This is a genomic window from Bacteroides sp. D20 (assembly GCF_003436255.1).
GTDB classification, from domain to species: domain Bacteria; phylum Bacteroidota; class Bacteroidia; order Bacteroidales; family Bacteroidaceae; genus Bacteroides; species Bacteroides uniformis.
Window position 1 is genome coordinate 211,344 of the sequence record NZ_QSOO01000007.1, and the last position, 25,774, is coordinate 237,117.

Here is a 25,774-nt window from a genome sequence, read left to right on the forward strand (position 1 = left end):
GAAAGCCATGAAGAAAAAAATATTAGGTTTAGTGACAATAGCAATACTATTACTAAGCAGTTGTTCTGATTTTCTTGACGAAGTTGCCTATGACAAATTCCAAAAAGAGGACGCATTAAGTAATCCCACATTAGTATATATCAATTCTGTTGCTGCTATATATTCAGGAATGGGATTACAAGGAACCTGCTTTGAGTTTCGTACATACCCTTACTCCTTTTTATCAGAATTCACATCGGATTTAGCAATGTTGCCCGGTCGTCAAGGTGACTGGGTAGATGGCGGTTTCCATCAGAATGCTTTCTTACACAGTTGGTCACCATCTTATGCGGCATTTTTAGCAACTTGGAATGACATTTACAAACAGATTAGTTTATGTAATTCTGCTTATGAAGACTTACAAGATATGATAGATAAGGGAGGAGAAGATTATCTCAAAGACTATCAATATGAAATTAGAGCTTGTAGAGCATTTTATTATTATCATGCAATAAATCTTTTTGGCAGGGTACCTATTATAGTTTCCTCAGATACCAAAGTGGCAGACGTAAAGCAACCAAATCGTACTCAAGTTTATGATTTTTTACGTGATGAATTAACCGATATCATACCACACCTACCTGAAGCAAAGTCCGCAGATTCAAACAGCCAATACTATGGGCGTATCACAAAGGCTGTCGGTTATATGATGATGGCAAAACTAGCTATCAATGCACCAATCTTTTCAAAAGAAGATTGGAACGATGGCTCCTTCACTGGAGGAATTAACGCAGTAGAATCCTATATTACAAATGCCGGAAAGAATATAACAATCACTCTTGAAGGAACTACACGTAACGCCTGGGAAACTGTTATATACTGCAAACAACGTATTAAAGAATTAGGATATGCACTAGCTGATAACTTTAAATCTAATTTCCTTGTAGGCAACGAAGGTTCTATTGAAAATATTTTTATTCGTCCTAATGATACAGACACTTACCGCCTTAGTCAAAATTTACATTGGTACTCATTGCATTATGCACATTCTGCTGCTATGGGATTTAATGGTGGGAACGGTCCAATAGCAACAATAGAAGCTGTTAAAATATTTGGTGCGACCTATGACGAAGCGACAGAAACTGCTGACTATTCAGCAACAGATCCACGTTGGGACATGAGCTTTTTCTATGGAGATGTGTATGTTGACGGAAAAAGAATTGCCTCACAAGTTTCCGAATCTTATAATCCTTATGGAACCTATTTACCATTCCAAGCCCGTATTGATTATGACGTAACTTCATACTCTGACCCTAAAGGATTATATATAGTGAAATGGGCTGGAGCTAGAGTAAAAAAACTGGAGCTTGATAAAACCGACAAAAACACAATGTGGGCTCATTATACTAATGCAGATTTTGTGGTATACCGATATGCGGATGCGCTACTACTCGCAGCAGAAGCACAATATCGTCTAGGGAATATTTCAGAAGCACTTACACTGGTAAATGAAGTTCGTAATCGGGTGAATGCCCAACCAAGAGAAACCCTTACATTACAAGACTTACTTGATGAACGTGCTCTTGAATTAATGTGGGAGCCTGTTCGGAGAGAAGATCAAATCCGTTTTGGTACCTACACTGAGGCTACAGATGATAAGTATCCAGGCGTACCGCATGCCAATTCTGCAGGAGACTGGGTATACGATGCCAACGGATACACAACAGTATTTCCAATTCCTATCGATGTACTCAACTTAAATAAAAATCTTACGCAGAACCCCGGATATTAATAATACTCCTCTCATGCAACAGTAAATATAAGAGTCGTGCTAGAATCAATCCTACACGACTCTTTAATACAGATATTTTAAGGATTTATATATAATGCCAATTTACTCAAAAAAGTCATTAATGCCTCACCATTTATCTATTAGTAAACAATAATAACCTCAGGAAAATAAATCTATACTTCTCAAAAAACAAACTGTTCCGCACACCGATATCCTTCTTCATAAAGCTCCGTCAGCTTCTTGATGTCACGCTCGATGCGGTCTACCACTACCGGCTTCTGTGGACGGATCACAACGATTTCCCCGGCGGCTTCCATCCGTTCCACCTGCTCCAACTGTTGATTATAGACAATACTGCGGCGGTTGATGGCTTCACGCAATAGCGGATATTTCTTATATATAAAAGGTGGAACCTTCGTTCCCTGAATTTCCTTACGGTACCCATGATTGCGCGTCAACACCACTACATTATTGGTAAATCCATCCTGACGGGCACGCATCAAAGGGATACTGTCCACAATACCTCCATCCAGCATCGGGATGTTGTCCACGTAGGTAATGGGACAGACAAACGGCAGACTGCTCGAAGCACGCACAATATCAATGACGCGCTCTTTACTCCGCTTCTCCTCAAAATAGTTCGCTTCGCCCGTCTCGCAGTTGGTAGTTACCATCACATAACGTTCGGGACAATGAAAGTATGCCTCGTAGTCGTAGGGAAGTATGTGTTCCGGAAACTCCTGGAACAACAAGTCGAAATCCATGATATTCCGCTTCTTCAACAGATACTTCAATCCGATGTAATTGTATTTTTCCAGCAAGTCGATATTGCTGTACTTGGCACGCCCGCGCTGACCGGACATATAGGAAAGTCCGTTGCAGGCTCCGGCACTGACGCCGATGGTATAGGGAAAGCGAATGCCACGATCCATAAAGCTGTCGAGCACACCGCAAGTGAAGACGCCGCGCATACCGCCGCCCTCCAAAACAAGACCGCTATGGTCGTCGATACGTATTATTTTCTCCATAAGTGTCGGAATTAACGCTTCAAAGATAGCTTTTGTTTACGATATTCTACCTATATTTGCAGTTGCAACAATAAATCTATAACATTTTAATTATGATGAAGAAATCAATACTGATGGCTGCATTGGGTTTATTAAGTTTAAACACAATAGCACAAGACACTCCGAAAGAGGAAGGTTTCATCTTTACGACCGTAAAAGAAAATCCTATCACTTCTGTTAAGAACCAGAACCGTGCCGGTACATGCTGGTGCTATTCCGGACTGGCATTCATCGAATCCGAACTGCTCCGCATGGGCAAAGGCGAATACGACTTTTCTGAAATGTTTATCGTACACAACACCTATCTGGACCGTGCCGACAAGGCAGTGCGTACACATGGTGACGTTTCGTTCTCACAAGGCGGTTCGTTCTACGATGTAATTTATGGTATGAAAACTTTTGGTCTGGTGCCCGAAGAGGAAATGCGTCCGGGCGTTATGTATGGCGACACGCTGAGCAACCACACCGAATTGACAGCCGTATCTGATGCCGTAGTGGCAGCCATTGCCAAGGGAAAACACCGCAGCCTGCAAACAGACCAAGACAAGAACCCGCTCTGGAAGAAAGCCATTACCGCTATCCACGATATTTATCTGGGCGAACGTCCCGAGAAGTTCACCTACAAAGGCAAGGAATATACTCCGAAGTCTTTCTATGAATCTACCGGACTGAATGCAGATGACTATATCTCACTGACTTCCTATACCCACCATCCCTTCTACCAGCCGTTCGTCCTGGAAATACAAGACAACTGGCGTTGGGCTTCTTCCTACAACTTGCCTATTGACGAGTTGATGGAAGTGTTTGACAACGCTATCAATAAGGGTTACACCATTGCATGGGGTAGTGACGTAAGCGAACAAGGCTTCACACGCGACGGTATAGCCGTAATGCCCGATGCAGAAAAGGTGCAAGAACTGAGCGGTTCGGACATGGCACACTGGCTGAAAATGAAACCCGAAGAAAAGAAACTGAACAGCAAGCCTCAACCGCAGAAGTGGTGCACACAAGAAGAGCGCCAGCTGGCATACGACAACTGGGAAACTACTGACGACCACGGTATGCTGATTTACGGTATAGCCAAAGACCAGGAAGGCAACGAATACTATATGGTAAAGAACTCTTGGGGTGAAGCCGGAAAGTACAAAGGACTGTGGTATGCTTCCAAAGCTTTCGTGCGCTATAAAACAATGAACATCATTGTGCACAAGGATGCACTGCCTAAGGATATTGCCAAGAAACTGGGTATTAAATAAATAAAAGAAGGAGATGCAGTTTGATGCATCTCCTTTTTCAATTCTTACCAAATCCTACAGATATCTTCCACAATCTGCGGAACCGTCAACCGGTTCTTCTTCAACTGCTCCTCCACATCGTAACGGTCGATAAACTCTTTCTTCACACCATAGTTCAGTACCTTCATATCCGACGGACCGTAGTAACGGGCAATCTTCTCGCCAAAGCCACCGTCCAGCACTCCGTCCTCAAGAGTAATGACCAGTGTATGGTCGCGCTTCAGGTCATCGAGCAAAGCCTCGTCCACACCCGTGATGTAGCGAGGATTGACAAGCGTGGCATCCACTCCTTTCTCTTCCTTCAACCGGGCAGCCACGGCTTCGCCCAACTGATAGAAAGAGCCCAGTCCCAATATGGCGACCTTCTCTCCACGATGGGACACCTCATAACGGTTCAGCGTCTTGCCGTAATCCTTCTCCGGTTCTACATTCCTGCGGACAACCCCATTGGCCGGCACGCGAATGGCAACCGGATGTTCCGTTTGACGGATGCCCCACTCCAGCATTGCCATATACTCCTCACGACAAGTAGGTGCCAGATAAACCATATTCGGAATATTACCGATGACCGGAATATCAAAAAGACAAAGATGGGTAACATCATTCATACTCGATAAGCTTCCCCAGAAGACAAGAATCAGTGCAGGATTATTGTTGATGCAAAGATCCTGGGACAACTGGTCGTAGGCGCGCTGGATAAAGGTGCTGTAGACCCCGAATACCGGTTTTCCACCTCCGGCAGCAATGGCAGAAGCCATGGCAACAGCCTGCTCTTCGGCAATGCCCATATCGATGAACTGCCGCCCTGCCTCCTTGCGGCGCTCCGGTGTAAAGCCAAATACCGTAGGTGTACCTGCGGTGATGCCCACCACAGTCGGGTCTTTCTTCATCTCCTGCAACAAATAACCGGCGGTAAGGTCGACATAGTCTTCACCCTCTCCAGACTCACCGGTCAGATTGCCGGTTTCAAGGTCGAACGGAACACTGTAATGGAAACGTTCTTTTTGCTCTTCTGCCAATTTGTATCCCTTACCTTTCAAGGTATTGATATGTACCACAACCGGATGCTTCTTGTCCTTCACTTCACGGAAAGCCTCTATCAATTGCTCCACGTCATTGCCATCCTTCACATAGAGATAATCATATCCCATTGCCTTAAAATAGTTGCAGGGAGCCTGCCCCTCCGTTTCGCGTAACTGTTGCAGATTGCGGTATAGCCCGCCATGATTCTCGGCAATGGACATCTGGTTATCGTTGACAATGACGATGAAGTTCGTGCCCAGTTCGGCACCTACATTCAATCCTTCGAAGGCTTCACCTCCACTCAACGAGCCATCGCCGATGACGGCAATCACATTACCCGCCTCCCCCTTCAGGTCACGCGCCTTGGCAAGTCCGCTTGCCAGACTGACGGAGGTAGAGGTATGCCCAATGACGAAGAAGTCGTGCTCGCTTTCCGACGGTTCGGAATATCCGGAGACTTCGTCATACTCGTCCGCATTCATAAACGCTGCCCGGCGGCCTGTCAATATCTTATGGGTATAACTTTGGTGAGACACGTCATAGACTATCTTGTCCGTTGGTGAATCGAACACGTAATGCAGGGCTATGGTGGCTTCTACCATTCCCAGGTTGGGACCTACGTGTCCTCCGTGGGAGCTTAACTTGTTTAACAACACCTGGCGGATTTCTCCACCCAATCCGTTCATTTCGCTGACTGATAACTTTTTCACGTCAGCAGGGGAATTTACTTTTTCAATATACATATTCTATAATAACATTTAAGTAGCAATGCTTGTTTATCCGATGCTGCCCGTTATGCAGACCTCATCCAGACGCTGCAAAAGTACAGAGGAAACGGGAACGGAAAGGTAGATAAATTACCGGTTTTATTACCTTTTTTACAGATATAGAGCCAACTGATATTTGCGCAAAATCCCTCAACTTGTGCATTTTTCACCCCATTTTCTTGTCAAACCCAACTCTTTCCGTAAATTTGCAGGCTGATAATGAGTTAACCGGCCAATTTCAGTAGCAGGATTCTACTACTCCTATTCCCGGTACTGACATACAAAGAAATACTAATACTAATAATTAATAGCATGAGTTTGAAAATTGTTGTATTGGCAAAACAAGTTCCCGACACACGCAACGTTGGGAAAGATGCCATGAAAGCCGACGGAACTATCAACCGCGCGGCACTCCCTGCCATCTTCAACCCCGAGGACCTGAACGCTCTTGAACAGGCTCTCCGACTGAAAGATGAACATCCGGGCTCCACCGTTACCATCCTGACCATGGGACCGGGACGTGCAGCCGAAGTTATTCGTGAAGGACTTTACCGTGGTGCCGACAACGGCTATCTGCTGACCGACCGCGCCTTTGCAGGTGCCGATACGCTTGCCACTTCGTATGCCCTTGCCACAGCCATCAAGAAGATAGGCGACTATGACGTCATCATTGGCGGACGCCAGGCCATCGACGGTGATACCGCCCAAGTAGGCCCGCAGGTTGCCGAAAAGCTGGGGCTGACGCAAGTGACCTACGCAGAAGAGATTCTGAACGTGGATAAAGCCGCCAAGAAGATTACCGTGAAACGTCATATTGACGGTGGTGTGGAAACCGTTGAGGCTCCCCTGCCCATAGTCATCACCGTAAACGGAAGTGCCGCTCCCTGCCGCCCGCGCAATGCCAAACTGGTGCAGAAGTACAAACGCGCCCTCGGTGCCCAGGAAAAAGCTGCCATCACCAAGGAAGGCGCTGAGCTTGCCTACGCCGGCCTCTACGAGAAATATCCCTATCTGAACATCACGGAATGGAGTGTTGCCGACGTGAACGGCGACCTTGCACAATGCGGTCTGAGCGGTTCGCCTACCAAGGTGAAGACCATTCAGAACATCTCATTCCAGGCCAAAGAAAGCAAAACGCTGACGGGCAGCGACAAGGATGTGGAAGATTTGATTGTTGAACTGTTAGCCAACCATACGATAGGATAAGATTATGAATAATGTATTTGTATATTTAGAGATAGAAGGCACAACAGTTGCCGACGTCAGTCTCGAACTCTTGACCAAAGGTCGTAAATTAGCCAATCAGTTGGGCTGCCAACTGGAGGCAGTTGCTGCCGGAAGCAATCTGGCAGGCATTGAAAAGCAAGTATTACCCTACGGAGTAGACAAACTCCACGTATTCGACGCTCCGGGCTTGTTCCCCTATACTTCCCTTCCCCACTCCTCTGTCCTCATCAACTTGTTCAAAGAAGAAAAGCCGCAAATCTGTCTGATGGGCGCCACCGTTATCGGTCGCGACCTCGGTCCGCGCGTTTCTTCCGCTTTGACCAGCGGACTGACCGCCGACTGTACCTCACTGGAAATCGGCAACCACGAAGACAAGAAGGAAGGCAAGGTTTACGAGAACCTGCTGTATCAAATCCGTCCCGCATTCGGCGGTAACATCGTTGCCACGATTGTGAATCCCGAGCACCGTCCGCAGATGGCAACCGTTCGCGAAGGTGTGATGAAGAAAGAGATACTGGACGCTGACTATAAGGGCGAAGTCATCAACCACGACGTTGCCAAGTACGTGCCCGAGACGGATTATGTGGTAAAAGTCATCGACCGCCACGTAGAAAAGGCAAAACACAACCTGAAAGGCGCTCCCATCGTGATTGCTGGCGGCTACGGCATGGGAAGCAAGGAAGGTTTTGACATGTTGTTCGAGCTTGCCAAAGAACTCCATGCAGAGGTAGGCGCCAGCCGTGCTGCCGTCGATGCCGGTTATGCCGACCATGACCGCCAGATTGGCCAGACCGGTGTCACTGTCCGCCCCAAACTGTATATTGCTTGCGGCATCAGCGGACAAATCCAGCACATTGCCGGTATGCAGGAAAGTGGTATTATCATCTCCATCAACAATGACGAGAACGCTCCCATCAATACGATTGCCGACTATGTCATCAACGGTACGGTGGAAGAGGTTATCCCGAAGATGATAAAATATTATAAATCACACAGTAAATAACAATAAAGGTAATCATGAAAGGGCTGATTCTTATATTTGTTCTTCTTTCAGGTATATCTTCCGCTATCGCTCAAGAAAAGCTCTGGTTGGACAAGAATTACCAATGGACGGACGACTCCATCCAGGCAGTCAAGTATGCTCTTGTTTCCAAGATAAACAAGAAGTGCATCAAGGTGGAAGAGTATGCTTTGGAAGGACAAAAGAAGGATGTCTGGCATTTCTCCGAATACAAAAGCAATCCCCGCAAAAGGATAAGGGAAGGCCTGCATACATCATTCTATGCAAATGGCAAGGACAGCCTGACAGAAGTATATAGAGACAACCGCCTGGAGGGGCAGACCATGGTGTATTATCCCGACGGTGCCATACATCTGGCCCGGAGCTACAGCGATGGTAAACTTGACGGAACACTCCTGCAGTACTATCCCGACGGGAAACTCCGTAGAGAGGAACACTATTCAGAGAATCAGTGTACCGGTGGAAAGATGTTCGACGAGCACGGAACTGAAATGGAACATCAGCCGTATTTCATGTTTCCATCCTTCCCCGGTGGAATAGAGAACCTCATGAAACTGGTGGCCAATGTTACCAAATATCCGGAAGACGCCTGGAAGCAAAAGGCAGAAGGAAGGGTAATCCTACGATTCGTTGTAGACGAAGAAGGCAAGATGACCCATCCCCAAATTCTCCAGTCCGTGCGCTATGACATCGACAAAGAAGCCATACGCGCTTTCGAGGCCATTGCCGACGTCTACCGCTGGTCGCCCGGCTATCAGGACGGAGAGGCCAAGCGAGTGAAATTCACCATACCCCTATACTTCAGAATACCTAAATAACCAAGAAATTATGGCAAATTTTTATACCGAAGTTCCCGAATTGAAGTATCATCTGAACAACTCGATGATGGAACGTATCTGCGAACTGAAAGAACGCGGTTACCAAGACAAAGACAAGTATGACTATGCCCCGCAGGACTATGCGGATGCTATGGACTCTTTTGACAAGGTACTTGAAATCACCGGAGAGATTACTGGAGAGATTATCGCTCCCAATGCCGAGGGCGTGGACGAAGAAGGTCCCCACTGTGCCAACGGCCGTGTGGAATATGCCAGCGGCACCAAGCAGAACCTCGACGCCATGGTAAAAGCCGGATTGAACGGTATGACCATGCCGCGCCGTTTCGGTGGCTTGAACTTCCCGATTACTCCGTACACCATGTGTGCGGAAATCGTTGCCGCCGCCGATGCCGGTTTCGGTAACATCTGGTCACTGCAAGACTGTATCGAAACGCTCTACGAATTCGGTAACGAAGACCAGCACAGCCGTTTTATACCGCGTGTCTGCGCCGGAGAGACCATGTCTATGGACCTGACAGAACCGGATGCCGGTTCCGACTTGCAGAGCGTAATGCTGAAAGCGACCTATGACGAGGCCAACAACTGCTGGCGCCTGAACGGCGTGAAGCGTTTTATTACTAACGGTGACGCCAATCTCCACCTCGTACTGGCACGTTCAGAAGAGGGTACCAAAGACGGACGTGGCTTGTCCATGTTCATCTACGATAAGAATGAAGGCGGTGTAGACGTGCGCCGCATCGAGAACAAGCTGGGTATCCACGGCTCTCCCACCTGCGAGCTGGTTTACAAGAATGCAAAGGCAGAACTTTGCGGCGACCGCAAGCTTGGTTTGATTAAATACGTTATGGCTTTGATGAACGGTGCCCGTCTGGGTATTGCCGCACAGTCGGTAGGCCTTTCACAAGCTGCCTACAACGAAGGTCTGGCTTATGCCAAAGACCGCAAGCAGTTCGGCAAGGCTATCATCGAATTCCCGGCTGTATATGACATGCTGGCTATTATGAAAGCCAAGTTGGATGCAGGACGCTCCTTGCTGTACCAGACTTCCCGCTACGTTGACATCTACAAAGCGCTGGACGACATTGCTCGCGAACGCAAACTGACTCCGGAAGAACGCCAGGAACAAAAGAAGTATGCCAAACTTGCCGACGCCTTCACTCCGCTGGCAAAAGGTATGAACTCTGAATATGCCAATCAGAATGCTTACGACAGCATCCAGATTCACGGCGGTTCGGGCTTCATGCTGGAGTATGCTTGCCAACGTATCTATCGTGATGCACGTATCACTTCTATCTACGAAGGTACTACTCAGTTGCAGACCGTAGCTGCTATCCGCTATGTAACAAACGGCTCATACTCTGCCACCTTGCGCGACTACGAGCAAGTGCCGTGCAGCGAAGAAATGCAACCGTTGATGGACCGCATCAAAGAGATGACCAACAAGTTCGAAGCCTGCACCAATGCGGTGAAAGAGGCACAGAATCAGGAATTGCTGGACTTCGTGGCACGTCGCCTCTATGAGATGGCTGCGGTATGTATCATGTCGCACCTCATCATTCAGGACGCGACAAAGGCTCCCGAACTGTTCGGCAAGTCGGCTCTGGTGTATGTGAACTACGCAGAAGCTGAAGTGGAAAAACACTTTAACTTCATCCGTAAGTTCAAGGCAGAAGAGCTGGAAAGCTACCGCAAATAAACGCATTGCTTGGACAAGGCAAATATAGCGGGCACCGGAGTTTAGCTACTCCGGTGCCCGCTTGTTTTTTCTGAAATACTTCCTCCTGCTTGCCCCTTCTTAAAAGGACAAAAGTTCTCAAAGAGACGAAAGGAAAATTAATACTCTCCGTGCAGCCTCAGCCTGCCGCGCAGCGAGTGTATCTCCCGCTGCATCTCTTCCATCCTTGCCAGCAGATGGTGGATGGCATCAATCCCTTCCATATTGATGGAAAGGTCGTAGTACATACGGCTGTACCGTTCCACATCCGGCAACTCGGAGAAAGGCAGATAACGCTCTCCACCTTCCTGCTCCACATCTATCAGTCCACTTTCGCACAGCATATCAATAAAAGTGGGCTCTATATGACACTTGTCACAATATTCGCTGATGACAATCCATTCGTTCTGCATAATCCGTTCTCCTTTCATTAGTTCATACTCTGAATTTTACGGAACATCTCTTTCTGCTGTTCCGTCAGGTTTGTCGGCAACTTCACGGAATAAGTCACGATGAGATCGCCAAACTGTCCCTCCTTCTTATATACGGGGAAGCCCTTACCCTTCAGACGTACCTTAGTCCCGTTCTGAGTTTCGGGTTTCACCTTCAGCTTCACCTGACCATCCAAAGTATCCACCAACTGGTCGCCACCCAGCAGGGCTGTATAAAGGTCGACGGTCACATCCACATACAAATCATCTCCCAAACGCTTGAATACCGAGTCGTCCGGAATCACAAACGTGATGTATAAGTCACCTGCAGGACCTCCGTTGATGCCCTCGCCACCATAGCCTTTCAGTTTGATGACCTGTCCGTTGGCCACACCGGCCGGAATGGTAATACGCACTTGCTTGCCATTCACCGTCAATATCTGTTTATGGGTCTTCGCAGCCTCACGAAGCGAGAGGTTCAAATCCGCATGATAATCCTGCCCGCGGAAACCGGCATTGGCACCGCCTCCGCCGCGCGTACGATGACCGAACATCTGTTCGAAGAAGTCTGAGAAACCACCGGCATTACTGCCCGAAAATTCCTGGCCGTCGGAAGAATACCAATACGTACCGCCTCCGTCCGTACCAAATCCCGCACCGGAACCTCCAAAACCGGCACCGCCAAATCCCCCGAAGCCCCCGGCTTGCTGCTGTGCCCGCTTCTGCGCTTCAAACTCGTCGGCATGTTTCCAGTGTTCACCATATTCATCATATTTCTTTCTTTTTTCAGGATCACTCAGCACCTCATTCGCCTCGTTGATAGCCTGAAACTTATCCTTGGCCGTAGCATCGTTCGGATTCAAGTCAGGATGGTACTTGCGCGCCAGCTTGCGGAACGCTTTCTTGATGTCATCCTGAGATGCCTTTTTGTCCACTCCAAGGACCTGATAGTAATCAATATAAGCCATAGTTTATTAGTTTTATTGTCTAAATACCATAAAACAAATAACACGCCAATTTGTTTTACGCATCACTAAAATAAGTAAACGAAAATTAAAAAGTAACACCAAGCACAACAACTACATGATAAACAAACATTTAGTTTCAATCAAACACTTATTTCACGTCTATAAAATACCAAAATAGTGTAAACGACACCTAATATCGTCTAATTATTCATCCTAAATCTTCCTAAAATTGACAGAAAATGCTTTATTTGTAATAAGGAAAATTTGTTTTATATATAATCCCCAACCTTAGATTAAAAACCCCCATTATGAAAAGTAATTATTGGCTCCTAACGGTAATATTCGCTCTCGTAGCCCTGCCGGGCAAAGCAGGCGAATGGATCAGAATCAACCAACTCGGCTATTTGCCGCAATCCGTCAAAGTCGCTGTATTCATGAGCGAGGAAGGAACAAACGTAGGAAATTATTCATTGATTGACGCTTTCACCGGAAAGGTGGTGCGTACCTTCAACACAACCAAGGCCACCGGCAAGATGGGAGGCATGAAGAGTACCTACCGGTTGAACTTCAGTGATTTCACAGAACCGGGCACGTATTATCTGAAAGCAGGCAAAGCGGTCTCCCCCCGTTTCCCCATCAATGCACAAGTCTACAACGGTACCGCAGACTACCTGCTGCACTACATGCGGCAGCAACGCTGCGGCTATAATCCGTTCCTGAAAGACAGCTGCCACGTGCACGACGGCTACATCGTCTATCATCCCACCAAAACCGGACAACATATAGACGTCCGCGGAGGCTGGCACGATGCTACGGACTATCTGCAATACACCACCACCTCCGCCAATGCCATCTACCAGATGATGTTTGCCTATCAGGAAAATCCGGAATCATTCGGTGACGCCTATGATGCAGCCGGACATCCGGGAGCCAACGGCATTCCCGACATCGTGGACGAAATCAAGTGGGGACTGGACTGGCTGAACCGGATGAATCCTGCTCCGGGCGAGCTGTACAACCAGATAGCCGACGACCGTGACCATGCCGGAATGCGCCTACCTAACAAAGACCTGGTGGATTACGGCTACGGACCGGGTAAAGGACGCCCCGTTTACTTTTGCAGTGGCGAACCGCAAGTACGTGGAGAGTTCAAGAATGCAACGACCGGAGTGGCAAGCACTGCCGGCAAGTTTGCCTCCTGCTTCGCTTTAGGCGCCAAGATACTGAAAGACTACTATCCTGAATTTGCAGCAGAAATCGAAGCCAAGGCCGATGCCGCCTATCAGGAAGGCGTAAAGAAACCGGGAGCATGCCAGACTGCCTCTGTCTTGTCTCCCTACATTTACGAAGAGGACAACTGGGTGGACGATATGGAACTGGGAGCCATGGAGCTGTACAGAGCCACCGGCGACAACAAATACCTGGCCCAAGCCCTTGAATACGGACGTCGCGAACCGGTGACTCCCTGGATGGGCGCCGACAGTGCACGCCACTACCAATGGTATCCGTTCATGAACATGGGCCACTACCATCTTGCCAAAGTGGACAACAGCCGCATCAGCAAGGAATTCATCCGCAACATGCGTACGGGCATCGAACGCACGTACGAGAAAGCGGTAGAAAGCCCCTTCCTGCACGGTATACCCTACATCTGGTGTTCCAACAATCTGACTACCGCCATGCTAACCCAATGCCGGCTGTACCGTGAAACCACCGGCGATGACACATACGCCGAAATGGAAGCCTCCCTGCGCGACTGGCTGTTCGGCTGTAACCCTTGGGGAACCAGCATGATTGTGGAACTTCCCCTTTACGGAGACTATCCCTCGCAACCCCACTCCTCACTGCTGAATGCAGGCGTGGGCAATACTACTGGCGGACTGGTGGACGGTCCTGTCTATCGTACCATCTTCGAAAGCCTGCGTGGTGTCAATATGACGGGAATTCCCGGAACTCCCGGACAAGACTACGAACGCTTCCAGCCAGACCTGATGGTATATCACGACGCCATCCACGACTATTCCACCAATGAGCCTACCATGGATGGAACCGCCTGCCTCACGTACTACCTCTCTGCCATGCAGAAGGATGGAATGAAGCAAGCCGGTATCCCAAATGACAAGAATGTATATGTGGACGGAGGCATTATCCGCACCGATCCCTCAAAAAAGCAAATCACCCTCGTATTCACTGCCGCCGACAAAGCAGACGGTGCCGATGCCATCATCAGTACCTTGAAGAAGCATGGCATCAAAGGTGGCTTCTTCTTTACCGGAGAGTTCTATGAACTTTATCCCGATGTAGTGAAACGCCTGCTCGACGAAGGGCATTTTGTAGGCAGCCACAGTTACGGACATCTGTTGTACATGCCTTGGGAAGACCGTGATTCTCTGCTGGTCACCCGCGAAGAGTTTGAGAACGATATGATGAAAAGCTACGAGACCCTCCGCAAGGCAAGTATCGAATACAAAGACGCTCCCGTCTATATTCCTCCTTACGAATACTATAACAAGGAAATATCCGCCTGGGCAAAGAATATGGGTATTCAAGTCATCAACTATACCCCTGGTACCATGAGCAATGCCGACTACACCACTCCGGACATGGGACAGAAGTACCGGAGCAGCAAATTCATCTACGACAAGATTATGGAGGTGGAAAAGAAAGAAGGTCTGAACGGACACCTAATGCTGATACACTTCGGAACGGACGACCGCCGCACAGACAAGTTCTATAATGGCTATCTGGACAAGATGATTAAGACGCTGAAACGAAAAGGCTACACTTTTGTACCGGTCCGCGAGGCTGTCGGTATATAAGCATACTCTAACAAAGATTTATTGAAAAGGTTAGTTAAAAAGGTTATCGTGCAAAGGTATTTAAGGTAAATATTCAATCGGTTTGTTTTCAGTAAACCTTCCCCTACCCCCAAGAGGGGAAAGTTTCGAAGTAAGCTCCCAGCCTGTGAAGGTTAGGAGCTTTTATATATTTCAGAGAAGCCTTTTTACCGATTGCAGCAATTGCTCGATATCTTCTTCCGTAGTATCAAAAGAGGTTACAAAACGGATTTCGTGGATGGCCTCATCCCAGAAGTAGAAGAAATAGTCCTTCAACAGCTCGTCAATCACCGGACGGGGCATCGTAAGGAAAAGCTGGTTACTTTCCACCTTCTGCGTAAAATGCGCACCTGGCAATTCCTTCAATCCGTCGTAAAGAATCTTTGCCATACGATTGGCATGCGCGGCATTTTTCAACCAAAGGCTGTCCGTCAGATAGGCAGTAAACTGGCAGGACAGATAGCGGAGCTTGGATGCGAGCTGTGCCGACTGCTTGCGCACAAAATAAGCTTCCTTCTTCAAAGCTGGGTTAAAGACAACCACGCTTTCTCCCAACATCAGTCCATTTTTCGTACCACCGAAGCTGAGGATATCTATCCCGCAATCCACTGTCAGTTCCCTAAAGCCAAGATTCAAGGCTGCACAAGCATTTGCCAGACGGGCTCCGTCCATATGGACATACATGCCATGCCGATGGGCCAAATCCGTCAAAGCCCGCAACTCGTCCGGCTTATAGACAGTGCCCAGCTCCGAACATTGCGAAATATAGATGGCTCCGGGCTGCGAATGATGCTGTTCGCCGAAATGGCACAAATAAGGACGGACTAAATCGGGCGTCAGCTTGCCGTCAGGGGTAGCTATAGGACGAATCTGACAACCTGTCATACGGGCAGGCGCACCGCACTCATCGACATAGATATGTGCAGTCTCTGCACAAATAATGGAATTATAAGGGCGGGTACACAGCTGCAAAGCCACCGCATTACTGCCCGTACCGTTGAATACGAACAACGGTTCACAATCCGGCGTAAACGCTTCTCTTATTTTACAGACAGCCTCCTCTGTCCAAGGGTCATCTCCATAACCTACAGCATGGTCACTGTTGGCCCGGTTCAGTGCCTCCATTACCAGCGGATGTACGCCTGAATTATTGTCTGAAGCAAAACTTCTCATAGTCATTCTGTTTTTGTTCATTGAAAAGAATGTGCAAAGGAAAGAATATTCTGCAACATGAAAAAACAAAGGAGCACAGATTTCATCCCCCCGGCAGAAAATGCTTCCGCACTGCGAAATCTGTGCTCCTCAATCAATCCATTCAATCGGTTTCCTTTATCCGATATAAACATTTACCCCTAGTGAAACATAAAGTTCATCTTCTTCCTGATGAATTTCAATCTTGTCCTCACGGGCAAGCCACCCCAATGCGGCTCCCAACTCCTTGTCCTTCAGTCCGGACTTCCTCTTTAAAGAACCGTAGCTCCATCTGGTATAATCGCTAAGCAACTGCCAAACTTTCCCAGCATTTAGTCCAATTTCGCTTTTGTTCATTTTCTCTTCAATTAAAAAGGTTAATAGTTCTTGTTGATTAGGTTATCTTTACGAAGGGTAAAGATATGATTTTTTATTTTACCAACAACAAAAACGAGCAAAAGATATGAAAACTAATCATTTTTGTAACACTTTTGTAATATTACACGCTTTTTATTAATAATCAAGAAGGTAAATAGAACAAAAAAACCGCAGTATCTATCAAAAAGACACTGCGGTTCTCCTATTTGATTAAGCAATCAGGGAAAACAATCTTACATCATTCCGCCCATGCCTCCCATTCCGGGAGCACCCATCGGCATCTCAGGCTTATCTTCTTTCTTCTCTACAATTACACATTCTGTAGTCAAGAACATACCGGCAATAGAAGCAGCATTTTCAAGAGCCACACGAGTAACCTTGGCAGGATCTACCACACCAGCTGCGTGCAGGTTCTCATAAACATCGGTACGGGCATTGTAACCGAAGTCTGCCTTGCCTTCGCGCACTTTCTGCACAACAACAGCACCTTCTTTACCGGCGTTGGCAACAATCTGACGCAACGGTTCTTCGATAGCACGCTTGATGATGTCGATACCTGTGGTTTCGTCCACATTGTCACCCTTGAAGCCTTCCAATGCATCCAATGCGCGAATATAGGCTACACCACCACCAGGAACGATACCTTCTTCGATAGCAGCGCGGGTAGCACGGAGTGCATCGTCCACACGGTCTTTCTTTTCCTTCATTTCAACCTCAGAAGCAGCACCCACATAAAGAACAGCTACACCGCCAGACAACTTGGCCAGACGTTCCTGCAGTTTTTCCTTATCATAATCAGACTTCGTAGCAACAATCTGAGCCTTGATTTGTTCGCAACGTTCCTTGATGTTCTCTTTGTCACCGGCACCGTTTACGATGGTCGTGTTATCCTTGGAAACAGTTACCTTGTCGGCAGTACCCAGCATTTCGATAGTAGCTTGTTCCAGCTTCAGACCTTTTTCCTCGCTGATGACAACACCACCGGTCAGCACTGCAATATCCTCCAACATTTCCTTGCGACGGTCACCGAAGCCCGGAGCCTTCACTGCACAAATCTTCAACTGAGAACGCAGACGGTTTACAACCAAAGTTGTCAGCGCTTCGCTATCCACATCTTCTGCAATAACCAGCAAAGGACGGCCGGTCTGTACTGCCGGTTCGAGGATAGGCAGGAAATCTTTCAGGTTGGAAATCTTCTTATCATAAATCAGAATGTACGGTTTTTCCATTTCGCACTCCATCTTCTCCGTATTGGTAACGAAGTAAGCAGAGAGGTAACCACGGTCGAACTGCATACCTTCAACCACACCGATAGTAGTATCAGTACCCTTTGCCTCTTCGATAGTGATAACACCGTCTTTGGAAACTTTGCGCATAGCGTCTGCAATCAGCTTGCCGATAACGGGGTCGTTATTGGCAGAAACGGAAGCAACTTGCTCAATCTTGTCATAGTTGTCACCCACTGTTTCCGCCTGGCCTTTGATAGAATCAACCACTTTGGCAACAGCCTTGTCGATACCGCGTTTGATATCCATCGGGCTAGCACCGGCAGTCACGTTCTTCAGACCTTCGGCTACGATAGCCTGAGCCAAAACAGTAGCAGTTGTAGTACCGTCACCTGCATCGTCGCCGGTCTTGGAAGCAACTTCCTTTACCAGCTGTGCGCCAGTATTCTGATATGCGTCTGCCAACTCTACTTCTTTAGCTACCGTTACACCATCTTTCGTGATGTGGGGAGCACCAAATTTCTTTTCGATGATAACGTTACGACCTTTAGGGCCGAGGGTTACTTTTACTGCATTTGCCAGTGTGTCGATACCTTTCTTCAATTGGTCGCGAGCATCGATATTGAATAATATTTCTTTTGCCATAACTATATTTACAATTTAACGATTTACAATTTACAAATTAACCTAAAACAGCGAGCACATCGCTTTGACGCATGATGAGGTACTTGGTTCCTTCAACTTCCAGTTCAGTACCGGCATACTTGCCATACAGCACTGTGTCACCAACCTTCAACACCATTTCTTCGTCTTTTGTTCCGTTGCCTACTGCAATAACTTCACCTTTCAAAGGTTTCTCTTTCGCTGTATCAGGAATAATGATACCGCCAATTGTCTTTTCTTCTGCAGGTGCAGGGAGTATCAGCACTCTGTCTGCTAATGGTTTAATGTTCATAATCTTTTTGTTTTATATGTTATACATTTGTTATAATGGTAATTTTGCTTTAAACAAGCGATAAACAACTTACGAAAACCGTGCCAAACGAACAAGCTGATTGTTTGGCAGACAAAGGCTGACAAAATGGCAAAGTATACAACAATATTTGCTATCTTTGCAGCCTCAAAAATGATTTGACTTATGAACGCAATATGGATAGTCCTCCCCATTCTTACCTTATTGATGTTTGAACTGGGACTGACATTACAAACCGAAGACTTTAAACTGTTCCGCAAACGCCCCCGCCCCATTATTGCCGGGCTGGCAGGCCAAATCATCCTACTGCCGATACTGGCATTTGCTTTAGGACATGTCTTCCATCTCGAACCTCTGTTCTTTATCGGCATCATACTCATAGCCTGCTCGCCAGGCGGCAGCTCATCCAACATCTTCTCCATGATAGCCAAAGGAGACGTAGCATTGTCCGTATCACTGACGGCATGCAGCAGCATTATTACGCTGTTCACTATCCCCGTGATTATGGAATTCGCCACACACTTTGTAGACAGCAATCTGGACATAGATATCCATCTCCCCGTAGGCAGCCTCATCATGCAGAACTTGGTCCTAATGCTTCTTCCCATTGTAGCCGGCATACTCACGAGGCGCTACCGTCCGCAAATGGCAGAAAGGCTTCATAAGATATTGTCCAAGACAGCCTTTCCTGCACTTATCCTGCTGGCAACCATCTTCTTCATACAGCACCATGCTACCATCACCGGCCAATTCGGCAAACTGGGCCTCTGCATCTCCATTCTTATCCTGCTGGCTATGGGAGGCGGCGTAGTGCTATCGAAGTCCATGCGCCTCAACCGGAAAGAACAACGTACACTCATTATAGAAATCGGTATGCAGAATGCCGCACAAGCAATTGCTGTTGCCAGTAGTCCGTTTGTATTCAACAATGACATTATTGCAATACCTGCTATTATCTACGCACTGGTAATGAATGTTATTCTGCTGATTTATGTGGGAGTGGTGAAGCGGCAAAGATAATCTTCCAACCGGTATCTCCCCTTCTTCTGTGTCGCTTTTCCATACTGTATCACTTTCCGGGGGCAAAAATGCAAACAAGCCATACAATGAATGCACTGCTTTCCCCACACCGGATGCCCATCCACCAACCGGATATTACCTACCGGACAAGATTTGCCGCATATTCCGCAAGAGATACAGCCTTCATCTACATGGAAACTCCTTGTACCAATGACAAAACGGACAAACAAAGGATTCACAACATACGTTTTCAGCCAGGCAGCACTGCCCTCATGCACATTCCAGACCCTCTTCCGTGCAATGACATCTTCGGCAATCGAAGCGACAGCATGCCGTGCGTTCTCTATCTTCTTGAGGCAAAGCGCCCCATCGTCCAAATTGAACATCGGTACATAGGTATTGGGCATTGCAACAGACCAGGCTGCATCCAACGGAAAATGTTCCGCCAGGCGGTTCATTCCCTTTCCCATATCGTCCCCGCATGTACACACGGCATAACGGTAACAGCAGTCCGGCAACCGGAGCTGCGACAAAAAATCAATCAAGACACGAGGTGCATACCATGAGTGTACCGGAAAAACAATACCTAGTCTGTCAGCTATCGACAGCCCTGCGGGTATCGAGCCTTGCTTAAGGCAATCAACAATGCTGACGGCAGTATCATGCATAGCCTCTGCAAGCAATTCTGCAATCCAGCGTGAGTTTCCGGTTGCGGTAAAATAAAGTATCATCGGCAATATGTTTTGCCGACAAAGGTAGTGATTTGACTTGAATTCCTTCTATTCCAGCAACTCTTCTATGGAATAATTTTCCCAGAACGCTTTTGTAGAATGTACCAATGAACTGCCCATATAGAGCAGGAACAATGCCGCTATGACAATCATCAGGAAACTGACGAGGGCATTGTGTTTTTCTTGCTTAAGCTCAACAGAAACCATAAGAACCTCCTTTTTTGTCAGTACAAAGATAAATGCAGGATGTTTCATTTTTCCTACGCCACTATTACAAATACCTATATTTGTGCCATAAATATACAAAAAAAGGAGCAATTTTGTGCTCCTTTTTAAATGTATTTCAGTTTTTATTATTTCAGTTCGCTAACCAGCTCTTGGGGAGTGACCATTTTCTGCTCTCCGGTCTCCATATTTTTCAATGTCACCTTACCTTCATTCATTTCATTCTCACCCACCAGGGCCACAAACGGGATGGCTTTGGAGTTCGCATACCCCATCTGTTTCTTCATCTTGCTTGCATCGGGGAAAATCTCGGCACGGATGCCTGCCGCACGCACTTCAGTCAATACATTCATTGAGAATGCGGCCTCTTTCTCACCAAAGTTGATAAACAGTAACTGAGTACCGTTCACCGCTTCTTTCGGATAAAGGTCAAGCTGGTTCAGCACATCAAAGATACGGTCTGCACCGAACGAGATACCGACACCACTGACACCGGACATACCGAATACACCCGTCAAGTTGTCATAGCGTCCTCCACCAGTAATACTACCGATTTGCACATCCAGCGCCTTTACTTCGAAGATGGCACCGGTATAGTAATTCAAGCCACGGGCCAATGTCAAATCCAGCTCGATTTCGTTCTTCAAGCCAAGGTTCTTTAAGGTGGAAAGGATAAATTCACTTTCCTCCACGCCTTTCAGTCCGGTCTCGCTGGCAGCAAGAACTTCCTTCAGAGTTGCAAGTTTCTCTTCATTACTTCCGCTCAACAAAATGATAGGTTGCAGTTTGGCGATAGCCTCGTCACTGATGCCTTTCTCTTTCAACTCGGCATTGACATTGTCCAGACCTATCTTATCCAACTTATCAATGGCCACAGTAATATCAACAATCTTGTCAGACTCACCGATGATTTCGGCAATGCCACTCAATACCTTACGGTTGTTAATCTTGATACAAACACGGATGCCGAAGCGGGTAAATACCGTATCGACAATTTGCATCAGCTCCACCTCATTCAGCAAGGAATCACTGCCTACCACATCGGCATCGCACTGATAGAACTCACGATAGCGTCCTTTTTGCGGACGGTCGGCGCGCCACACGGGCTGTATCTGATAACGTTTGAAAGGAAAAGTTATTTCATCGCGGTGCATCACCACGTAGCGGGCAAAAGGTACTGTGAGGTCATAGCGCAAACCTTTCTCGCAAAACTTGCAGGCAAGTCTCGGAGCATTACGGCTCAACAGTTCTTCATCTGTCAGTCCGGAAAAGTAATCACCGGAGTTCTGTATCTTGAACAAAAGCTTGTCGCCTTCCTCACCATACTTCCCCATCAAGGTAGAAAGCATTTCCATCGAGGGCGTTTCTATCTGCTGAAAACCATAGAGATGATACACCTCACGAATCGTATTGAATATATAGTTACGCTTCGCCATTTCTACGGGCGAGAAGTCACGGGTTCCTTTCGGAATACTTGGTTTTGCTGCCATAATCAGTTCAATTATTTTAAAAATCGGACGACAAAGTTACAGTATTTTATTGATTAAGAAAAGAGAATGTTTACCTTTGTATCATTACCGTCGCATAAAAACGACCAAAACAAACTTCAAACTTACACATTTATGAAAGAGAGACTGATTTTATTCTGCATGTTGTTGCTATGCGGCATCGGTGTTAGCCGGGCACAATCCGGCAACGCCAAAGACTTCGACCAAAAAGAAGAAACCATCGTACAAAAGCTGCAACAAGCCGTCAATGAGAAAAACTATAAAGAAGCCGAAAAGAACGGTAAGGCTTTGATAACTCTGTTCAAAGAACAAGACGAGAACACTCAGAAAAAGTACAGCTGGCTCATACAGTCCTATTACTACAATTTAGCCTGCTTCCAATCCTTGTTAAAGAAAAAAGGTGAAGCCATCAAAAATTTAGAACTGGCCTACGACAATGGATTTCAAGATTACAACCACATGATGAATGATACCGACTTAGACAACCTGCGCAGCGATAAACGGTTCAAGGCAGTGCTTGCCAAAGTGAAGAAAGTGGGTGACTACCTCGACATACTTCAAAAAACACCGGGATACACCCACAATGAGCGCCCTGATACACTCCCCCGCTTCGAATACATCAATCCCAACAACAAGTATTTAGTAGAGGTACGCCAATACTTCAAGTTGGACAGTGTGGCAGGCGCAGGCGACGAACTATCAAAAATAAAGAACATACTGACTTATATACACAATACCATAAAACATGACGGAAACCATGAAAGTCCGGCAGGCAGCAACATCATAAAATGGGCAGAAGCTTGCAAAGGCGGTGCGCGAGGTCTGCATTGCGGAGGTCTTGCCCATGTACTGAAGGATTGTTATCTGTCCATGGGATTTAAGGCACGCCACATCAGCGAATTACCCCAAAAATACATTGGCGAATGCCATTCCATTAACGTAGTTTATTCCAATACCTTGGATAAATGGATATGGGTAGACCCTACCAACAATGCCTGGGTGATGGATGAAAACGGCATCATGCTAAGCGTGCAAGAAGTGCGCGAACGTCTGCGAGACGGTCGTCCGGTAATCCTAAATGAAGAAGCCAACTGGAATAACCAGCAGAAGATTACCAAAGAATATTATTTAGACAGCTATATGGCCAAGAATCTCTATAGCATAAAAGCAGACGATGTACTGCTTTGCCCCTCAGACCCTAATGCAGAAAACTTCTTCCAAGCCAAGTACGTGGTCAATGACGATGCCTGGTTCTGGCAGTCGCCCTATTAGGAATAAAAAAACAGATGATGCATCCGGCAGAGACACATCATCTATTTAATCAGACCATCTGTTTCGGGTGAACAGATGGTCTGTTTTTTATGTCTGCATCATGTGTTTAATCTCTGCGTCCCATGAATATCATGATATAATAAATCAGGGTAGCAAGCGAACCGAGAGCAGCCACTACATACGTATAGGCAGCCGAGCGGAGTGCATCTTCCGCTTGCGCATGATTATATGAATTCGTAATGCCGGAATTGCTAAGCCATACCAGCGCACGCTTACTTGCATTGATTTCCACCGGCAAGGTGATGAAGCTGAATAAAGTTGTCAATGCAAACAGTATAATGCCCGCCAGCAACAGTTGCGGAAAGGAGTTCAGCATCAAGATACCTGCCAGCAGCAACCACGTCATCCACTGTGAGGCAAAAGAGACTACCGGCACCAGTTTGCTGCGCATTGTCAACGGAGCGTATGCGCGTGCATGCTGCACGGCGTGACCACATTCGTGGGCTGCAACGGCAGCAGCCATGATGCTATTACTGCTATAAACACTCTCACTCAGGTTTACTGTCTTATTGGCAGGATTATAATGGTCGGTCAGATGTCCGGGAGTATGCGTCACGGTCACATCGTAAATGCCATTGTCGTGCAGCATCTTCAAAGCAACGTCCGCTCCCGTCATTCCGTTGCCGGTAGGGATTTTAGAGTACTTCTTGAACTTGTTCTGAAGATTCATCTGTACCAGCCAACTGACGACGGCAATACCGATAAAAATAATCCATTGCATTCCTATCATTCCTGTTCCCATAATTTTCTTTCTTTAAATTGTGAATAAATCAGTCGTTTCTTATTGTATAACAAATAGTCTGCCAAAAATAAAAGGAAACGGTGAGCAATGCCAGCGTTTCCTTTATCTTTTAGGAAGAATTAAAGATTTCTGATTTATAATTTATTTTTCAATCTCCACCTCTATCACTTTATCAATATCCGTCGGAACCTCCGGCAAGTAGAGCATCACCCCTCCTTCACACTTACGGAACTTCACTGGAAGACGGTCGGCATACCCCACTGCCTTCCTCACTTTCTTGCCTTCCAACGGCAGGAAGAGAGCCTTATCCTGCAATTCGAGAATATGCACGTATAATTTATTTTCTCTTTGTGTAGTGACTCCCCAAGGATGCGGAGCAATGCAGCCGCCACGGGTTCCGTAGATGGTTTCACCGTATACCTTCATCCATTCCCCTACTTCTGCCAGACGCTCCAATGCAACAGCAGGCAGCTCACCGTCCGGCTGAGGACCGATATTCATCAGCAGATTGGCATCTTTACCCGCAGCCTTCACCAGGTAATGTATCAGCGTTTTGGTAGATTTATAATCCTGGTCCGTAATCTTATATCCCCACATTCCATTCATCGTCTCGCAGGTTTCAAGGGGCAAGGCGCTGATATCCTGCCCGGAAAGGCCGGCACGGTTCTCTCCCGGCAGGTCGCGCTCGAATATCTGGATGTCCTCGCCGGCAAACGGTGCTTGATGATGGTTGTTCCCAACCAAGCAAGCCGGTTGCAGGCGGTGTATCATGGCATATTGCCCGGGCAGTTGCCAGTCAAAATCCGGATTCTGGTCCTGGTCCCACCAGCCATCAAACCAAATGGCACCTATTTTTCCATAATTGGTGAGCAGCTCGGTCAGCTGGTTGTTCATGAATTTATAGTAGCTGTTCCAGTCGCCCTTCGGATTCGGTCGTCCCGTTCCACGTCCGGTGCGTCCCCACGGAGCATCTTCGCGATACCAGTCGATGTGCGAATAGTAGAGATGCAGACGAATACCTTGCTTGTGGCACTCGTCCGCCAATTCTTTCAGAATATCCCGCTTAAAAGGGGTAGCATCCACAATATTGTAATCGGAAAAGCGTGTGTGGAACATAGAAAAGCCATCGTGATGCCGGGATGTAAAGCAGATATACTTTGCCCCGGACGCCTTAATGGCTGACACCCATCTGGCAGCATCGAATTTGGCAGGATAGAAACCTCCCGCCAGTTTGGCATACTCCTTATAATTAAGGTTCTTGTTCGTCATGGTCCATTCTCCGGTAGCCAGCATACTGTATATCCCCCAATGCAGGAAGATACCGAAGCGATTGTCCCGAAACTCCTGACGGGATTTCAGGTTCTCCTCCGTCGGCTGGTAAGTCTGCGACTGTGCGGAGCACACAAGAAGAAACAACAGTAAAAAAGACAAAAGACGTGTTTTCATGGCAATAAATAAAAAAGGCACGGATTATCCGGACACCCACGG

The 25,774-nt window shown here is 47.1% G+C and carries 22 protein-coding genes; 9 read left to right on the plus strand and 13 right to left on the minus strand.

Annotation, left to right across the window (positions count from 1 at the left end):
* Positions 1 to 7: 7 nt before the first annotated feature.
* On the plus strand, positions 8 to 1,771 hold the full coding sequence (locus DXD78_RS09650; protein ID WP_022401574.1) for a RagB/SusD family nutrient uptake outer membrane protein: 1,764 nt from the start codon (positions 8 to 10) through the stop codon (positions 1,769 to 1,771).
* Between the two features lie 182 nt (positions 1,772 to 1,953).
* Here the strand turns inward: DXD78_RS09650 and DXD78_RS09655 are convergent, their stop codons facing one another.
* Entirely contained in the window at positions 1,954 to 2,799 is an 846-nt protein-coding gene (locus DXD78_RS09655; RefSeq protein ID WP_009036543.1) for a patatin family protein, read from the minus strand.
* 95 nt (positions 2,800 to 2,894) lie between these two features.
* Here DXD78_RS09655 and DXD78_RS09660 point away from each other — a divergent pair, with 95 nt between their 5' ends.
* Positions 2,895 to 4,094 (plus strand): aminopeptidase C, encoded by a 1,200-nt coding sequence (locus DXD78_RS09660; protein WP_022401575.1) that lies wholly within the window; start codon positions 2,895 to 2,897, stop codon positions 4,092 to 4,094.
* Positions 4,095 to 4,138: 44 nt separating this feature from the next.
* Here the strand turns inward: DXD78_RS09660 and DXD78_RS09665 are convergent, their stop codons facing one another.
* A complete protein-coding gene (locus tag DXD78_RS09665) occupies positions 4,139 to 5,899 on the minus strand; it encodes a 1-deoxy-D-xylulose-5-phosphate synthase (protein WP_009036541.1) in 1,761 nt (586 codons plus the stop codon).
* Positions 5,900 to 6,235: 336 nt separating this feature from the next.
* Between DXD78_RS09665 and DXD78_RS09670 the strand changes: the two genes are divergently transcribed.
* The 4 genes from DXD78_RS09670 to DXD78_RS09685 are packed head-to-tail and all read left to right on the plus strand — an operon-like array spanning position 6,236 to position 10,706.
* Entirely contained in the window at positions 6,236 to 7,129 is an 894-nt protein-coding gene (locus tag DXD78_RS09670; RefSeq protein ID WP_005826262.1) for an electron transfer flavoprotein subunit beta/FixA family protein, read from the plus strand.
* 4 nt (positions 7,130 to 7,133) lie between these two features.
* Positions 7,134 to 8,153 carry an electron transfer flavoprotein subunit alpha/FixB family protein gene (locus DXD78_RS09675; protein ID WP_009036540.1) on the plus strand — a complete coding sequence of 340 codons (1,020 nt, stop codon included), beginning with the start codon at positions 7,134 to 7,136 and terminating at the stop codon, positions 8,151 to 8,153.
* A gap of 14 nt (positions 8,154 to 8,167) precedes the next feature.
* Entirely contained in the window at positions 8,168 to 8,989 is an 822-nt protein-coding gene (locus DXD78_RS09680) for an energy transducer TonB (protein ID WP_022401576.1), read from the plus strand.
* 10 nt (positions 8,990 to 8,999) lie between these two features.
* Complete coding sequence (locus DXD78_RS09685; RefSeq protein WP_005826256.1) at positions 9,000 to 10,706, plus strand: acyl-CoA dehydrogenase family protein; 1,707 nt, start codon at positions 9,000 to 9,002, stop codon at positions 10,704 to 10,706.
* Positions 10,707 to 10,843: 137 nt separating this feature from the next.
* Here the strand turns inward: DXD78_RS09685 and DXD78_RS09690 are convergent, their stop codons facing one another.
* Complete coding sequence (locus DXD78_RS09690) at positions 10,844 to 11,137, minus strand: chaperone modulator CbpM (RefSeq protein ID WP_009036538.1); 294 nt, start codon at positions 11,135 to 11,137, stop codon at positions 10,844 to 10,846.
* Between the two features lie 17 nt (positions 11,138 to 11,154).
* Entirely contained in the window at positions 11,155 to 12,123 is a 969-nt protein-coding gene (locus DXD78_RS09695) for a DnaJ C-terminal domain-containing protein (RefSeq protein WP_009036537.1), read from the minus strand.
* Between the two features lie 308 nt (positions 12,124 to 12,431).
* On the opposite strand from DXD78_RS09695, the gene DXD78_RS09700 reads away from it, so the two are divergent.
* Positions 12,432 to 14,942 (plus strand): glycoside hydrolase family 9 protein, encoded by a 2,511-nt coding sequence (locus tag DXD78_RS09700; RefSeq protein WP_009036536.1) that lies wholly within the window; start codon positions 12,432 to 12,434, stop codon positions 14,940 to 14,942.
* A 171-nt stretch (positions 14,943 to 15,113) separates the two neighbouring features.
* On the opposite strand, the gene DXD78_RS09705 is transcribed toward DXD78_RS09700, so the two are convergent.
* The 4 genes from DXD78_RS09705 to DXD78_RS09720 form a co-directional block, all read right to left on the minus strand.
* Positions 15,114 to 16,133, minus strand: a complete 1,020-nt coding sequence (locus DXD78_RS09705) for a low specificity L-threonine aldolase (RefSeq protein WP_005835591.1) — start codon at positions 16,131 to 16,133, stop codon at positions 15,114 to 15,116.
* A gap of 156 nt (positions 16,134 to 16,289) precedes the next feature.
* Positions 16,290 to 16,508 carry a winged helix-turn-helix domain-containing protein gene (locus DXD78_RS09710; RefSeq protein WP_005826242.1) on the minus strand — a complete coding sequence of 73 codons (219 nt, stop codon included), beginning with the start codon at positions 16,506 to 16,508 and terminating at the stop codon, positions 16,290 to 16,292.
* A gap of 254 nt (positions 16,509 to 16,762) precedes the next feature.
* Positions 16,763 to 18,400 carry a chaperonin GroEL gene (gene groL / locus DXD78_RS09715; protein WP_005835590.1) on the minus strand — a complete coding sequence of 546 codons (1,638 nt, stop codon included), beginning with the start codon at positions 18,398 to 18,400 and terminating at the stop codon, positions 16,763 to 16,765.
* Positions 18,401 to 18,437: 37 nt separating this feature from the next.
* Complete coding sequence (locus DXD78_RS09720) at positions 18,438 to 18,710, minus strand: co-chaperone GroES (protein WP_004290132.1); 273 nt, start codon at positions 18,708 to 18,710, stop codon at positions 18,438 to 18,440.
* A gap of 183 nt (positions 18,711 to 18,893) precedes the next feature.
* Between DXD78_RS09720 and DXD78_RS09725 the strand changes: the two genes are divergently transcribed.
* Positions 18,894 to 19,748 (plus strand): bile acid:sodium symporter family protein, encoded by an 855-nt coding sequence (locus DXD78_RS09725; protein ID WP_098032316.1) that lies wholly within the window; start codon positions 18,894 to 18,896, stop codon positions 19,746 to 19,748.
* On the opposite strand, the gene DXD78_RS09730 is transcribed toward DXD78_RS09725, so the two are convergent.
* The 3 genes from DXD78_RS09730 to hisS all read right to left on the minus strand — a co-directional run bounded on the left by DXD78_RS09730 (position 19,718) and on the right by hisS (position 22,194).
* Positions 19,718 to 20,479 (minus strand): EFR1 family ferrodoxin, encoded by a 762-nt coding sequence (locus DXD78_RS09730; RefSeq protein ID WP_009036533.1) that lies wholly within the window; start codon positions 20,477 to 20,479, stop codon positions 19,718 to 19,720. The genes DXD78_RS09725 and DXD78_RS09730 overlap by 31 nt on opposite strands.
* Positions 20,480 to 20,527: 48 nt before the next feature.
* Positions 20,528 to 20,734, minus strand: a complete 207-nt coding sequence (locus tag DXD78_RS21045) for a hypothetical protein (protein WP_005826231.1) — start codon at positions 20,732 to 20,734, stop codon at positions 20,528 to 20,530.
* A gap of 98 nt (positions 20,735 to 20,832) precedes the next feature.
* On the minus strand, positions 20,833 to 22,194 hold the full coding sequence (hisS, locus tag DXD78_RS09740) for a histidine--tRNA ligase (RefSeq protein ID WP_009036531.1): 1,362 nt from the start codon (positions 22,192 to 22,194) through the stop codon (positions 20,833 to 20,835).
* Positions 22,195 to 22,326: 132 nt separating this feature from the next.
* Between hisS and DXD78_RS09745 the strand changes: the two genes are divergently transcribed.
* On the plus strand, positions 22,327 to 23,484 hold the full coding sequence (locus DXD78_RS09745; protein WP_034528561.1) for a transglutaminase domain-containing protein: 1,158 nt from the start codon (positions 22,327 to 22,329) through the stop codon (positions 23,482 to 23,484).
* 106 nt (positions 23,485 to 23,590) lie between these two features.
* On the opposite strand, the gene DXD78_RS09750 is transcribed toward DXD78_RS09745, so the two are convergent.
* Both DXD78_RS09750 and DXD78_RS09755 read right to left on the minus strand, forming a co-directional pair.
* Complete coding sequence (locus DXD78_RS09750; RefSeq protein WP_005826222.1) at positions 23,591 to 24,286, minus strand: zinc metallopeptidase; 696 nt, start codon at positions 24,284 to 24,286, stop codon at positions 23,591 to 23,593.
* Positions 24,287 to 24,427: 141 nt separating this feature from the next.
* Positions 24,428 to 25,732, minus strand: a complete 1,305-nt coding sequence (locus tag DXD78_RS09755; RefSeq protein ID WP_005826218.1) for an alpha-L-fucosidase — start codon at positions 25,730 to 25,732, stop codon at positions 24,428 to 24,430.
* Positions 25,733 to 25,774: the final 42 nt, after the last annotated feature.